General features: G+C 70.3%; 13 protein-coding genes and 1 pseudogene. 8 read left to right on the top strand and 6 right to left on the bottom strand.

Annotated features, from left to right (window positions below):
* The first annotated feature begins 22 nt into the window (after positions 1-22).
* The 3 genes from fabG (at position 23) to AC1P0E_RS06585 (ending at position 2183) form a co-directional block, all read left to right on the top strand.
* Positions 23-742 carry a 3-oxoacyl-[acyl-carrier-protein] reductase gene (gene fabG, locus AC1P0E_RS06595; protein WP_482741203.1) on the top strand — a complete coding sequence of 240 codons (720 nt, stop codon included), beginning with the start codon at positions 23-25 and terminating at the stop codon, positions 740-742.
* Positions 743-746: 4 nt separating this feature from the next.
* Positions 747-1514, top strand: coding sequence for an enoyl-ACP reductase FabI (fabI, locus tag AC1P0E_RS06590; protein ID WP_482741202.1), 768 nt, complete (start codon positions 747-749; stop codon positions 1512-1514).
* Positions 1515-1814: 300 nt separating this feature from the next.
* A complete protein-coding gene (locus AC1P0E_RS06585; protein ID WP_482741201.1) occupies positions 1815-2183 on the top strand; it encodes a hypothetical protein in 369 nt (122 codons plus the stop codon).
* Positions 2184-2219: 36 nt separating this feature from the next.
* Here the strand turns inward: AC1P0E_RS06585 and AC1P0E_RS06580 are convergent, their stop codons facing one another.
* Positions 2220-2894 (bottom strand): FadR/GntR family transcriptional regulator, encoded by a 675-nt coding sequence (locus AC1P0E_RS06580; RefSeq protein WP_482741200.1) that lies wholly within the window; start codon positions 2892-2894, stop codon positions 2220-2222.
* 63 nt (positions 2895-2957) lie between these two features.
* On the opposite strand from AC1P0E_RS06580, the gene AC1P0E_RS06575 reads away from it, so the two are divergent.
* The 4 genes from AC1P0E_RS06575 (at position 2958) to AC1P0E_RS06560 (ending at position 5373) form a co-directional block, all read left to right on the top strand.
* Positions 2958-4259 (top strand): CynX/NimT family MFS transporter, encoded by a 1302-nt coding sequence (locus AC1P0E_RS06575; protein ID WP_482741199.1) that lies wholly within the window; start codon positions 2958-2960, stop codon positions 4257-4259.
* A gap of 52 nt (positions 4260-4311) precedes the next feature.
* Positions 4312-4428 carry an SGM_5486 family transporter-associated protein gene (locus AC1P0E_RS06570; RefSeq protein WP_482741198.1) on the top strand — a complete coding sequence of 39 codons (117 nt, stop codon included), beginning with the start codon at positions 4312-4314 and terminating at the stop codon, positions 4426-4428.
* 139 nt (positions 4429-4567) lie between these two features.
* The gene (locus AC1P0E_RS06565; protein ID WP_482741197.1) at positions 4568-4771 is read left to right on the top strand and encodes a hypothetical protein; all 204 of its coding nucleotides are present in this window, start codon (positions 4568-4570) and stop codon (positions 4769-4771) included.
* An 83-nt stretch (positions 4772-4854) separates the two neighbouring features.
* A complete protein-coding gene (locus AC1P0E_RS06560; RefSeq protein ID WP_482741196.1) occupies positions 4855-5373 on the top strand; it encodes a SixA phosphatase family protein in 519 nt (172 codons plus the stop codon).
* 91 nt (positions 5374-5464) lie between these two features.
* Here AC1P0E_RS06560 and serB read toward each other — a convergent pair whose 3' ends face one another.
* Positions 5465-6691, bottom strand: coding sequence for a phosphoserine phosphatase SerB (gene serB / locus AC1P0E_RS06555; RefSeq protein ID WP_482741195.1), 1227 nt, complete (start codon positions 6689-6691; stop codon positions 5465-5467).
* 123 nt (positions 6692-6814) lie between these two features.
* Positions 6815-8455 (bottom strand): streptophobe family protein, encoded by a 1641-nt coding sequence (locus AC1P0E_RS06550; protein ID WP_482741194.1) that lies wholly within the window; start codon positions 8453-8455, stop codon positions 6815-6817.
* 308 nt (positions 8456-8763) lie between these two features.
* Here AC1P0E_RS06550 and AC1P0E_RS06545 point away from each other — a divergent pair, with 308 nt between their 5' ends.
* Entirely contained in the window at positions 8764-11310 is a 2547-nt protein-coding gene (locus AC1P0E_RS06545) for an ABC transporter ATP-binding protein/permease (RefSeq protein WP_482741193.1), read from the top strand.
* Between the two features lie 107 nt (positions 11311-11417).
* Here AC1P0E_RS06545 and AC1P0E_RS06540 read toward each other — a convergent pair whose 3' ends face one another.
* The 3 genes and pseudogenes from AC1P0E_RS06540 to AC1P0E_RS06530 form a co-directional block, all read right to left on the bottom strand.
* The gene (locus AC1P0E_RS06540) at positions 11418-12164 is read right to left on the bottom strand and encodes a transglycosylase SLT domain-containing protein (protein ID WP_482741192.1); all 747 of its coding nucleotides are present in this window, start codon (positions 12162-12164) and stop codon (positions 11418-11420) included.
* 262 nt (positions 12165-12426) lie between these two features.
* A pseudogene (locus tag AC1P0E_RS06535) lies at positions 12427-12761 on the bottom strand (S-adenosylmethionine:tRNA ribosyltransferase-isomerase); the annotation flags it as partial.
* Positions 12742-12864, bottom strand: a complete 123-nt coding sequence (locus AC1P0E_RS06530) for a hypothetical protein (RefSeq protein ID WP_482745976.1) — start codon at positions 12862-12864, stop codon at positions 12742-12744. The gene AC1P0E_RS06530 and the pseudogene AC1P0E_RS06535, both read right to left, overlap by 20 nt.
* Positions 12865-13064 lie beyond the last annotated feature (200 nt).

Genomic DNA, 13064 nt, shown 5'->3' with positions numbered 1-13064 from the left:
CCGCTATCGAAAGGGTGATCCGTTGAGCCGCTCGGTTCTCGTCACCGGAGGAAACCGGGGCATCGGCCTCGCCATCGCCCGCGCTTTCGCCGACGCCGGCGACAAGGTCGCGTTCACGTACCGCTCCGGCGAACCGCCGGCCGCCCTCACCGACCTCGGCTGCCTCGCTGTCAAGTGCGACATCACCGACACCGAGCAGGTGGAGCAGGCCTACAAGGAGATCGAGGAGAAGCACGGTCCCGTGGAGGTGCTGGTGGCCAACGCCGGCGTCACCAAGGACCAGCTCCTGATGCGCATGTCCGAGGAGGACTTCACGTCCGTACTCGACACCAACCTCACCGGCACCTTCCGGGTCGTCAAGCGCGCCAATCGCGGCATGCTGCGCGCCAAGAAGGGGAGGGTCGTACTGATCTCCTCGGTCGTCGGGCTCCTCGGCTCGGCGGGGCAGGCGAACTACGCCGCCTCCAAGGCCGGTCTGGTCGGCTTCGCGCGCTCGCTCGCCCGTGAGCTGGGCTCGCGCAACATCACCTTCAACGTCGTCGCGCCCGGGTTTGTCGACACCGACATGACCGAGGTGCTCACGGACGAGCAGCGCAAGGGCATCGTCGCCCAGGTGCCGCTCGGCCGTTACGCGCAGCCGGAGGAGATCGCCGCCGCCGTGCGCTTCCTCTCCTCCGACGACGCGTCGTACATCACTGGAGCCGTCATCCCGGTTGACGGCGGATTGGGCATGGGTCACTGATCACATGAGTGGAATCCTCGACGGCAAGCGCATCCTCATCACGGGTGTGCTGATGGAGTCCTCCATCGCCTTCCACACCGCCAAGATGGCCCAGGAGCAGGGTGCCGAAGTCATCCTGACCGCCTTTCCCCGCCCCACGCTGACCGAGCGCATCGCGCGGAAGCTGCCGAAGCCGGCCAAGGTCATCGAGCTGGACGTCACCAACACCGAGCACATGGACCGGCTCGAAGGCCTGGTACGTGAGGAGCTCGGCGGCCTCGACGGCGTCGTCCACTCCATCGGCTTCGCGCCGCAGGACGCGCTCGGCGGCAACTTCCTCAACACGCCCTTCGAGTCCGTCGCCACCGCGATGCACGTCTCGGCGTTCTCGCTGAAGTCGCTCACCATGGCCTGCCGCCCGCTGATGGGCAGCGGCAGCTCGGTCGTCGGCCTCACCTTCGACGCCCAGTTCGCCTGGCCGCAGTACGACTGGATGGGCCCGGCCAAGGCCGCGCTGGAGGCCACCTCCCGCTACCTCGCCCGTGACCTGGGCCCGGACAACATCCGGTGCAACCTCATCTCCGCCGGACCGATCGGCTCCATGGCCGCCAAGTCCATCCCCGGCTTCGCCGAGCTGGCGGGCGTCTGGGACGACCGCTCCCCGCTGAAGTGGAACATGGCGGACCCGGAGCCGGCCGGCCGCGGCGTCGTCGCGCTGCTCTCCGACTGGTTCCCGATGACGACCGGCGAGATCGTCCACGTCGACGGCGGCCTGCACGCGGTCGGCGCGTAAGCACGCAGCTCCAGCTCTCACGAAGCCGCGCGACCGTCCAGCAGACGGCGCGCGGCTTCCGTGCGCTCCCGGGTCGATCCGGATGCGTACGCCGTCGAAGTCCGGACCCCCGGTCGCGTCGAGCGCCGTTCGGGACGTCGTGCTCCTCGTCCAGCAGGACCGCGTCGCGCCGCCGCAGAACGGTCTCGACGGTCAGGACTCCGCGCGTGATCCCGTCCTCAAGTCGAAAAGACGGGCGACTCCCCGCAGACTGAGGAAACCGGGACATACCCGGCGCTCTGTGGGGAGGAGGTGGCGCATGTGCGCCCGTCGAACCGTCGAGCGGCAGCCGGCCTGCTGGCGTTGGCCGCCGTGTCCGGACTGGCCGCCCCAGCCGTCGCCGAGCGTGCGGCGGATTCCGGGCGGAAGCCCGCGAAGAAGACCGCCGACAAGGTCGTGCCCTTCGGCTCCACCTGCCGGACGGCCGTCGAGGGCTCACGTGTCGTCGCGTACTGCCACAACCCGTACCCCGAGACCGACCTGGTGCGGCTGCACACCGAGTGCGACCGCTGGTGGGACATCGACGGGGACGGCTCGCCCGTCGAGGTCGGCCCCGCGCAGACGGTGCGGCTCACCGACCGCTGCTGGAAGGGAGTCCGCGCGGCCTGGGTCAGCCACCACCGGATGTAGTCGCCCGCGCGAGGCGGCCGCCTTCCGCGCGGCCTCCTACGCCCGGTCCCCGAGGCACTTGAGCGAGTAACCCGCCGCCTCCGTGGCCGCCGTCTCCGCGTCCCGCGCGCGGATCGCCTCGATCAGCCGCCCGTGGTCCATGTGGTCCTCGGGGCGCAGCTCCTGCCCCACGTCGTCGCGAAGCCAGTCGCGCAGCAGGTCGCCGAGGTCGGCGTACAGCCCGATCAGTACGTCGTTGTGCGAGGCGGCGACCACGGCCAGGTGCAGCGTCGCGTCCGCGCGGACGAACAGCTCCGCGTCGCCCGAGGCCCACGCCTCCTCGCGCCGTACGAGCACCGCGTCCAGCTGCCGCACATCACGCTCGGTACGCCGCTCGGCCGCCAGCCGGGCCGCCGAGGACTCCAGCGTCGAACGCAGCTCCGCGATGTGGCGTGGATCGGCGTCCGCGAACCGGCGGTGCATGACGCCGGCCAGCTCGCTGGTGGCGATGACGTACGTACCGGAGCCCTGCCGGATGTCCAGCAGCCCGTTGTGCGCCAGCGCGCGCACCGCCTCCCGGACGGTGTTGCGGGCCACGCCCAGCTGCTCGACCAGCTCGGGCTCGGTCGGAATGCGTGACCCCACGGGCCACTCGCCCGTGGTGATCTGGGTCCGCAGCTCGGTGATCACCTGGTCGGCGAGAGCCGAACGCCGGGGTGAGGTCAGCGCCATGGTGCTCGTGCTCCTCGTTCAGGATTGGACAACCAATCATCCCATGATTCTATGATGGTTTCCATGTCCCGCGACGAGACCCGAACCCTGAGCCCCGCCCCCGCAGCCGCCGTACAGCCCGTACAGCAGGAGAAGGACGGGGGACAGTCGGGGGCGCAGTCGCGGTCGGTCTGGGTCACCCGGCTCGTGGTCCTGGGACTCGTCCTCGCCGCGCTCAACCTCCGCCCGGCCATCACCAGCCTCGGCCCACTCCTCGAAGAGGTCCGCGCCGGGCTCGGCATGAGCGGCAGCGTCGCCGGCCTCCTGACCTCCGTACCACCGCTGTGTTTCGCGGTCTTCGGCCTCACCGCCCCCCGGCTCGCCCGCCGCTTCGGCCCCGGCGCGATCGTCTGCGCGGGCATGGCGGCCATCGCGACCGGCCTGCTGATCCGCCCTTACCTGGGCGGTACGGCGGGCTTCCTCGCCGCCAGCGCACTCGCCCTCATGGGCATCGCGGTGAGCAACATCCTGATGCCGGTCATCGTCAAGCGCTGGTTCCCCGACCGCGTCGGCCAGATGACCGGCCTCTACTCGATGGCGCTCGCACTCGGCACCGCACTCGCCGCCGCGGCCACCGTCCCCTTGACCCGGGCGCTGGGCGGCAGTTGGCAGACCGGCCTCGCCGTGTGGGGCACCCTGGCCGTCGTCGCCGTACTGCCCTGGCTCGTCCTGACACGCCACCCCAGCACCCGGGCGCCGAAGGCGGACAGCGCCGCCGCCCACCAGCAGAGCGACGCGCCCGCCCTGAGCATCACCCGCAGCCGTACGGCATGGGCGCTCGCCTGCTTCTTCGGCCTCCAGGCCACCGCCGCGTACATCACCATGGGCTGGATGCCGCAGATCTTCCGAGACGCGGGCGTCTCGGCCGGCACGGCCGGTGTGCTGCTCGCCGTCACCATGGCGATGGGCATTCCGCTCGCCTTCGTCATCCCGCGCCTCGCCTCCCGCATGCGCAACCAGGGCCCGATCGTCGTGGCCCTCGGCCTCTGCGGCCTCATGGGTTACGCCGGCCTCTACCTCGCCCCGGCCTCCGGCGCCTGGGCGTGGGCCCTGCTGCTCGGCGTCTCCAACTGCGCCTTCCCGCTCGCCCTGACCATGATCGGCATGCGCGCGAAGAGCGGTGCGGGCGTCGTGCGCCTCTCCGCCTTCGCCCAGAGCACCGGCTACCTGATCTCGATCCCCGGGCCGCTGCTGGTCGGCGTGCTGTACCAGCACAGCGGCAGCTGGGGCCTGCCGATCGGCCTCATGGCGGGCCTGATGCTGCCGCAGATCGTGGTCGGTGTGCTGGCCGGCCGCAACCGTACGATCGAGGACGAGCTCGGCTGACCCGGCCGGGGCCGGGCGTACACGGGCGTACAACGGGTGCGAGACTGGCCGTATGCCAGTACTCGACCCCAATCCCCAGAACGGCCAGAAGAAGCTGCTGCTCGTGCTCGGCACGATGCTCGGCATCGCGGTGATCATCGGGATCATCGCCTCGCTGGCCTCGCCGTAGGCCCCGATGGTGGGGTTGCCCCCACCATCCCCTAGGGGGCCAGGGTCAGGGTGAAGTGGGTGGGTCACCGGATGGGTTCCTGCGCGCGCACTCCGTAGGTTCGACGTACAACAGCCGAACAGCGAAAACGGAGGCGGTCATGGCGGCCCGCGCACACACCCGGACCAACCACCCGGACTCCGGCATCGACACCCGCCTCCCGTGGTGGGCCATAGCCCTCCCCGCACTCGCCTTCGCCGTCCTGCTGCTCCTGATCGCCGGGCCGGGCGAGGCGCACGCTGCGACCGGCGACGCGGCGGTCGCGCACCTCGTGGAGCGCATCCAGCAGACCTTGTCCCACTAGTCGCGGGAACGTCGTTCACCCGTGCTGGGGCAGCCCGTCAACACCCTGCGCCTCGTGGCGCGATCCGTGCGAAGCTGGGATGCATGAGCGTCGATACACCCCGCAGGATCGTCCTACTCCGGCATGCGAAGGCCGACTGGCCGCAGGTGTCCGACCACGATCGGCCGCTCGCCGACCGAGGCCGGACGGACGCCCCGGTCGCAGGCCACCGGCTGGCGGACACGGGCATCACCTTCGACCTGGCTCTGTGCTCGACCGCGACCAGGACCCGCGAGACCTGGAAGCTGGCCGTGCACGAACTGCCGCAGCGTCCCAAGACCGTCTACGAGGAGCGGCTGTACGAAGTCACCCTCGGCGACCTCCTCGCGCTCCTGAACGAGACTCCGGACGAGGTGAACGACCTCCTCGTGATCGGGCACAACCCCAGCATGCACGCGGCCGCCGACGCGCTCGCCGGCAGCAGCGAGGGCAATGCGATGGCCCGCATGACCAAGAGCGGCTTCCCGACCGCGTCGTTCGCGGTCATCGGCTTCACCGGCTCCTGGAAGTCCGTGGAGCACGGCGTGGGCACGCTGCTGGACTACTGGGCCCCGCACGACTGAGGCCGACTCCCTTTTCCGTTACGTACGAACGAGGCCCCGGCGCGAATCCGAATCCGACGAATCGGAATCCGCACCGGGGCCTTTCGCCTGCTCACTCCGCGAGGCCGTCGGCGGCCTCCACCTCTTCACGGGTGATGCCGAGCAGATACAGCACGGTGTCCAGGAAGGGCACGTTCACGGCGGTGTCGGCGGCCTTGCGCACGACGGGCTTGGCGTTGAAGGCGACACCCAGCCCCGCCGCGTTCAGCATGTCGAGGTCGTTCGCGCCGTCGCCGATGGCGACGGTCTGGGACAGCGGTACGCCCGCCTCGGCGGCGAAACGGCGCAGCAGCCGGGCCTTGCCCGCACGGTCCACGATCTCGCCGACGACGCGGCCGGTGAGCTTTCCGTCCACGATCTCCAGCGTGTTGGCGGACGCGAAGTCCAGCCCGAGCCGCTCCTTGAGGTCGTCGGTGACCTGCGTGAACCCACCCGACACGACGCCCACTTGATAGCCGAGCCGCTTGAGCGTACGGATCAGGGTGCGGGCGCCGGGAGTGAGCCGCACTTCCTGCCGCACCTTGTCCACGACGTCCGCGTCGAGTCCGGCGAGCAGCGCGACGCGGGCATGCAGCGACTGCTCGAAGTCCAGCTCGCCGCGCATCGCCCGGTCGGTCACCTCGGCGACCTTGTCCTCGCAGCCCGCGTGGGCCGCGAACAGCTCGATGACCTCGTCCTGAATGAGCGTGGAATCCACGTCCATCACGACCAACCGCTGGGCGCGCCGGTGCAGCCCCGCCGACACCACGGCCACATCGATCCCCAGCTCGGCGGCCTCCAGCGCGAGCGCGGTGCGCAGGGGCTCGGTCTCCGTACCGGAAACCGCGAACTCCACTGCGGTGACCGGGTACTTGGCGAGCCGGAAGATACGGTCGATGTTGCCGCCGGTTCCGGTGATCGTGGCCGCTATGGCGGCGGTCGACTCCGCGGTGAGGGGATGCCCGAGCACGGTGACATGCGAACGTCCGCTGCCGCGCGGCCGGTTGTCGCCCGTACCGGAGATGATCTCGGCCTGGAGCCTGAGGGAGTCGGCCCAGCTGTGCACGGTGGCACGCAGCTCACCGGAGGTGCTCACGGCCGGCTCGGTGACGAGGGCGCACAGGACGATGCGGCCACGGGTGACGACCTGCTCGATGTCGACGACGTCGACGGAGTAGGCGGCAAGCGTGTCGAAGAGCCCGGCGGTGATTCCGGGCCGGTCCTTCCCGAAGATCTTGACGAGAAGGGTGGGTGCAGCGTCAGTGGACTGGCTGGGCTGACTGGGCTGAGATGCGCTCATGATGCCTCTACCGTATCGGGCCCCCACCCCACGCTCACCTCCCGTCCCGAGGACCGGACACCGGTTCCACCGGCCTGCTCCGGAAGGTGGCGGCGGGGGAGGGGAAAGCCCCGCCGGGCTCCGTCAGCGCCGCCGCCCAGGTGCGCCCGGCGGGCCCGGGGGAGGCGGGCCATCCTCGGGCGGCCCCGGCGGCCCCGGCGGCCCCGGCCGCCCCGGCGGGGCCGCAGGAGCAGGCCATCCCGCCTGCGGCCATCGCACCGGCGGCGGAACCACCGGCCCCACCACAGTCGGCGCCCCATGCACATCCTCCGGCGCCCGCAGGTAAGGATTCGTGTCCCGGTGCGACGGCCGATACGCGGGCGAAGGCCGGTACGGCCCCGGTACGTACGCCGGATCCGGGTACGTCCGCCCACCCGTCCCGCCACCGACCGCGAGCGCGGCCCCCCGACTCCCCGCCGCCCCAGCCGCACACGCCACCAGCGCCCCCAAGCCCCCCGCGCCCGCCCCCCACACCGCGCCCAGCAGCAGCGCCACCGGCACGTTCCCGTGCAGCTCGACCCCCGCGTCGACCACGTCGACCCCGAGCACCGAAAGGGACGCGTCGGCGGACACGTCCGCCAGCCACACCAGCAGCGGCAGCGCGACCCCCGCCGCCGCCCCCAGCCGCACCGCGCACCGCCCCGAGAACCCCACCACCGACAGCTCACGCCGAGGCGATTCGGCCGACCGGGCCGACCGAGGCGTCCGCGCCGCCGTGAGCACCCCGGCGTACAACATCATCAGCGCCGCCGCGACGCCCAGCAGCCACACCCGCCCGTCCAGCCCGGCGAGCCCCACCAGCGTCACCGGCTCGTCGGGGTTCACCCGCAGCAGCTCGTCCAGCGGGTCCGGCAGCGATTTCGCCAGGCCACCCGTCGCCTCGCCCTGCCACGGCACGAGCAACCCGAGCGGGATCCCGAGCCACACTCCGTTCGGCGCCCCCAGCAGCGCAGCCCCCGCGATCCGCTTCGGGTTGTCGTCGCCGATCGCCGCGTACGCCGCCGCGGCGAGCCCGGCGAGAACCGCGACCAGTCCCACCGTGACCACCGCGGACGCGGCCGGCCGTACGACCCGGTGCACCGCGTCCCACCCGCGCGGCAGCGGCGTACGACGCGACGCCAGCAGCGCGACGACGAGCACCCCCAGCACCCAGCACGCCCCGCCCACCAACGACTCCCCGGTATTGACGGTGAAACCGACCGACGCCTTCGCGTTCGCCAGGTCCGTCAGCCGGTCGGGCAGGAGACCGCCGATGTCCCCGAGTCCGTCGGGCAGCACATCTCCGACTCCGCCGGGCAGATCGTCGGTCGGCACCTGGCCGAGGTCGAGCCCGAGCTCATCGCCGTCGATCGTGATGACGTCGTGACCCGCCCAGGCGAGTCCGCCCATCGTGGCGACGAAAAGCACGGCCACCGAGACCACCCTGGCGGCCAGTTCACCCCCGGAGATCACTCTGCCCGCACCGCGCAGGGACCGCAGAAAGAAGAAGGAGAGAACAAGGGCGCCGACGAGCCCCACCCCAAGTGGCGTGATGTCGACGGCGGTCGTCGCCTCGGCGCCCTCGAGACCGAACACCGAGACGTTGCCGGACGGGCTGACCGAACCACCCGCCCCCAGGACCACCACAGCCGCAGTCATCGGCCCGAGTGATCCCGCCGAATCGGCGCCCAGCAGGTGAAGTCCGAGAGCCGCCACGCCGGCCATGCCCACCAACGCCCAGCTCACCGCGGCAATCGAGGCAAGCAGTACATCCCCCCACCGCACGCCGCTACCGCCGCTCGCACTCATCAGGGCCCCCCGATCCGTGCCGAACTGTCCTAGGTTGTTCTATTCGCGCATGATCCGTACGCACTCATGCGTGCTTACCACTCTCCGGAGGTATTTCTCCCGCGTCAACGGGCAGCCCGCGCGCGGTCTTCACAGAGCTCGACTTTCTAATTCGGGACCGGGCCTGAAATAGTTCCTCCCGATGTTCAGCATCCCTAGACTCCCTGCGACGGGGGTAACTCGGGGGACAACTAGTGGGGCGCGGAGTGCCGGAACTCGTACTGGAATTGAATGGAAGGACCTGGACGCTCGATCCGTCCAGGTCGTACACCCTCGGGCGCGATCCGCAGGGTGATCTGGTGATCGACGACGCCAGGGTCTCGTGGCGGCATGCCACCGTCAGCTGGGGTGGCCGCAGTTGGGTCATCGAGGACCATGGCAGCACCAACGGCACGTACGTGCAGGGCCAGCGGATTCACCAGATGGAGATCGGCCCCGGATCCGCCGTGCACCTGGGCAACGCCACCGACGGCCCGCGGCTGAGTCTGTCCGGCGCGGGCGTGCCCAGCGGACAGGGCGCCATGGCCCAGCAGCAGACACCTCAGCCCCAGCAGGCACAGCACCAGCAGGGTGCCCCGGGCTGGGCGGCCCAGGCGCCGCACCAGCCCCACCAGCCCCAGCCCCAAGACGCACACAAGCAGCAGCAGCCCCAGCAGGCATGGCAGCCGGCGCCCCAGGCGCAGGTGCCCCACCAGCAGGGCGGTCCGTCCGGCGGTGTCGCGGGGGCTCCGCCGGTGTACGGCGACCGCAGCCCGACGACGTTCCATCAGGTGGCCATGGGCCGCGTGATGCGGATCGGCCGCGCGCTCGAGAACGAACTGGTCGTCTCCGACCTCCAGGTCTCCCGCCTCCACGCCGAATTCACCGCCACACCCGACGGCCGCTTCCAGATCAGCGACCTCGGCAGCCACAACGGCACGTACGTCAACGGTCAGCCGATCCCGAAGTCCGGCACCGCGCTGCTCGGCCCCAGCGACATCGTCGGCGTCGGCCACTCGACGTTCCGCCTCGTCGGGGACCGCCTCGAAGAGTTCGTCGACACCGGCGAGGTCTCGTTCTCCGCCCGCCACCTCACCGTCACCGTCGACGGCGGCAAGCAGATCCTCAAGGACGTCTCCTTCGGCGTACCGGAGAAGTCGCTCATCGCGGTCATCGGCCCGTCCGGTTCCGGCAAGTCCACCCTGCTCAAGGCGCTCACCGGCTACCGGCCCGCCAACCAGGGCGACGTCCTCTACGACAACCGCAACCTGTACAAGCAGTTCGCCGAGCTCCGCCAGCGCATCGGTCTGGTCCCGCAGGACGACATCCTGCACAAGGAGCTGACCGTAAAGAAGGCCCTCAAGTACGCCGCCAAGCTCCGCTTCCCCGCGGACACCACGGAGGCCGAGCGCGAGCAGCGCATCAACGAGGTCCTCGGCGAGCTCAAGCTGGACATCCACAAGGAGAAGAAGGTCACCTCCCTCTCCGGTGGCCAGCGCAAGCGCGTCTCGGTGGCCCTGGAGCTGCTGACCAAGCCGTCGCTGATCTTCCTCGACGAGCCGACCTCCGGTCTCGACCCGGGCATGGACCGCGACGTCATGCAGCTGCTGCGCGGCCTCGCCGACGACGGCCGTACGGTCCTGGTCGTCACGCACTCCGTGGCCGAGCTCGCGATCTGCGACAAGCTCCTCGTCATGGCGCCCGGCGGATCGGTCGCCTACTTCGGTCCGCCGGAGGAGGCCCTCAACTTCTTCGGCTACAGCACCTGGGCCGACGTCTTCTCCGCCTTCGAGAACTACCGCGACTACGACTGGGCGGGCCGCTGGCGCGGCTCTCAGCACTACCAGATGTACGCCGCGGACATCGACGCCGTAGCCGCACAGTCGGTACACATGCCGCCCGCGCAGCAGATGCGCCCGCCCAAGCCGCAGAGCTGGGGCTCACAGCTGTGGACCCTGATCCGCCGCTATGTGTCGGTACTCGTGTCCGACAAGGGCTTCATCGGCCTCATGCTGATCCTCCCCGCCGTCCTCGGCATCGTCAGCACCGTCATCCCGGCGGACAGCGGCCTGGGCTTCGGCCCCGAGAAGAGCCGCCTCGTCAACAAGGACGTCGGTACGATCCTGCTGATCCTCGCGGTCGGCGCGTGCTTCTCCGGCGCCGCCAACTCGGTCCGTGAGCTGATCAAGGAACGGGTCATCTACGAGCGGGAAAGGGCCACCGGCCTGTCCCGCTCGGCGTACCTCATGTCCAAGGTGATCGTCCTCGGATTCATCACCGCGCTGCAGGGCGTGATCATCGCCGCCATCGGTTTCGGCGCCCGCTCGAAGCTGCCGGCCGAGGGCGTCCTCTTCGAGGAGTACCCGGTCGTCGAGATGACGATCGTCATCAGCGCGCTCGGCTTCACCTCGATGATGTTCGGTCTGATCATCTCCGCACTGGTGAAGACCGCCGAGAAGACGATGCCGCTGCTGGTGATGTTCGCGATCGTCCAGGTCGTCTTCACCGGTGTCCTGTTCCAGCTCCACGACAGCCCTGGCATCGAGCAGGTCGCCTGGCTGATGCCGTCGCGCTGGGCCGTCGCGGCCCTGGGCACCACCGCGCAGCTCAACGTCACGATGCCGTGGGACCCGCTGAACCTCGACGGGCTGTGGGACCACACCGCCGGCACGTGGATCCTCGACATGAGCGTGCTGCTCGGCATCGGCGTCCTCTGCGGCTTCGTGGTGGTGCGCCTGCTGCGCCGCCACGAGCCGGAAGTCATGCGCAAGTAACCCCGCGCGACGGCACGACGCCGCGAACCGGCCACGACGCGAAAGGGCGGCACCCGTGCGGGTGCCGCCCTTTCGCGTGCTCAGCCTCTGTCGGACCGGGACCCGACTCAGTAGGCGCTGTCTACGTTGTCGATCGAGCCGTACCGGTCGGCCGCGTAGTTGGCAGCGGCCGTGATGTTGGCGACCGGGTGGTACTGGTCGTGCGGCGTACCGGGGACGTGGTACGCGTCGAAGGTCGGCTTGATGACCTGGAGCAGGCCCTTCGACGGGATGCCGTTCTGGGCGTTGATGTCCCAGTTGTTTATCGCGCGCGGGTCACCGGAGGACTCGCGGATGATGTTGCGGTGCAGCCCCTCGTACGAACCGGGGATGCCCTTCTCCTTCATGATGGCCAGGGACTCACGGATCCAGCCGTCCAGGTTGTTGGCGTAGACCGGCTTGCGCGCGGCGGCGCGGCTCGCGGCCGCGCGCTCGTCGGCGCGCTTCTTGGCGTCGGCCTTGGCCTTCGCCTCCGCCTTGGCCTTCGCGGCTGCCTCGGCCTTCGCCTTGACGGCTGCCTCGGCCTTGGCATCGGCCTTCGCGCGAGCCTCGGCCACAGCCTTGGCCACCTTGTCGGCGCCGACCTGCTGCTGCGTGATGCTCGTGTGCACTGTCTTGGCCTGGGCGCTGTCGGCTGCTGCCGACCACACCACCGGGGCGGCGGCGGCCACGGACTTCGTGTCGGCCTCGGCCGACGCGTTGTCCGGGACGAGCGAGAACGTGAGGGCGGCGGCGCCGAGGGCGGCGACACCAGCGATCGAGAACTTGTGGTTCTTGTTCAGGCGGCTATAGCCAGGGGTGCGAGACGCGGACATGCAGACGTACCTCTTCGAATAGCGGAAGCCGCGGAGTCCGCGACGGCAGCCATTGTTAGCGTCCGCAAAATCCTGTGGCAAAGGTGTGACGTACGATCCCCGGTAGTGGACGTGGCCCTCCGCCTGAGTGCCTGGCGCGGGGCGATACCCAGCCCAGACGGCCCTTATGCAACAACTACGGCCCTTCGTAAGTGACGTGTGTCCTATGCGCGGGCTCACATCGGGCACGTAACGAACTCACCAATAGTTGCTCGTGCGATGCTCAGAGTGAGCGCCCCGTTCCGGTCTCCTCCGGCAGGATGAGGTATACGTCGCCGAACTCGTGCCAGAGGTAGAGGTGCCTCAGCGCCTCGGCGTATTCCCGGCGCAGAGCGGCCCGCCCCGCGACCGCCTCCAGCATCAGCAGATGCGACGCCTGCGGCTCGTGCAGCCCGGTCAGCAGCCCGTCCACGACGCGCACACCGCGCTCCGGCGTCACCACGAGCCCGGTCCAGCCCGCAGCCGCACGCACCACCACGTCGGGCCGGCCGCCGACTCCAGCGCCCGCACCGCCGTCGTCCCCACGGCGACGATCCTTTCACCGCCCGCCCGCGCCGCCCTCCCCGTCCCGGGCCTCCACCTCCCGCAGCAGCGGCAGTGCTTCCCGTACGAGCCCGGACGCCGCCACCACATTCGTCTCCAGCGCCGCCCGCAGTCCCACCGGCGAAAGCTCCTCCAGCCGGCACCCGCCCCAGCTCCTTCGAAGCGCCCGTGATGATCGCAACCGGCATGACAACCGTCCCCGCCACGCGACCCACCGCACCGGGGCACTTCGCCCTACGCCCACCGCACCGGGTATTTCGACCTACGTCCTGCGCCCCGAGCGGGGCCTCCTCAGGCCCGATACGGCCGCCGCACCCC

This window comes from Streptomyces sp. TRD_SC_5 (genome assembly GCF_056836825.1).
Note: the sequence above shows the minus strand (reverse complement) of the source record. Positions and strands in the feature narration are given on the sequence as shown.

Bases quoted from the DNA above. Each gene is read 5' to 3' on its own strand.
- AC1P0E_RS06560 (WP_482741196.1), top strand. From the start codon at position 4,855: ATGAGCGTCGATACACCCCGCAGGATCGTCCTACTCCGGCATGCGAAG.
- AC1P0E_RS06540 (WP_482741192.1), bottom strand. From the start codon at position 12,164: ATGTCCGCGTCTCGCACCCCTGGCTATAGCCGCCTGAACAAGAACCAC.
- fabI (WP_482741202.1), top strand. From the start codon at position 747: ATGAGTGGAATCCTCGACGGCAAGCGCATCCTCATCACGGGTGTGCTG.
- serB (WP_482741195.1), bottom strand. From the start codon at position 6,691: ATGAGCGCATCTCAGCCCAGTCAGCCCAGCCAGTCCACTGACGCTGCA.
- AC1P0E_RS06565 (WP_482741197.1), top strand. From the start codon at position 4,568: ATGGCGGCCCGCGCACACACCCGGACCAACCACCCGGACTCCGGCATC.
- AC1P0E_RS06575 (WP_482741199.1), top strand. From the start codon at position 2,958: ATGTCCCGCGACGAGACCCGAACCCTGAGCCCCGCCCCCGCAGCCGCC.
- AC1P0E_RS06580 (WP_482741200.1), bottom strand. From the start codon at position 2,894: ATGGCGCTGACCTCACCCCGGCGTTCGGCTCTCGCCGACCAGGTGATC.
- AC1P0E_RS06570 (WP_482741198.1), top strand. From the start codon at position 4,312: ATGCCAGTACTCGACCCCAATCCCCAGAACGGCCAGAAGAAGCTGCTG.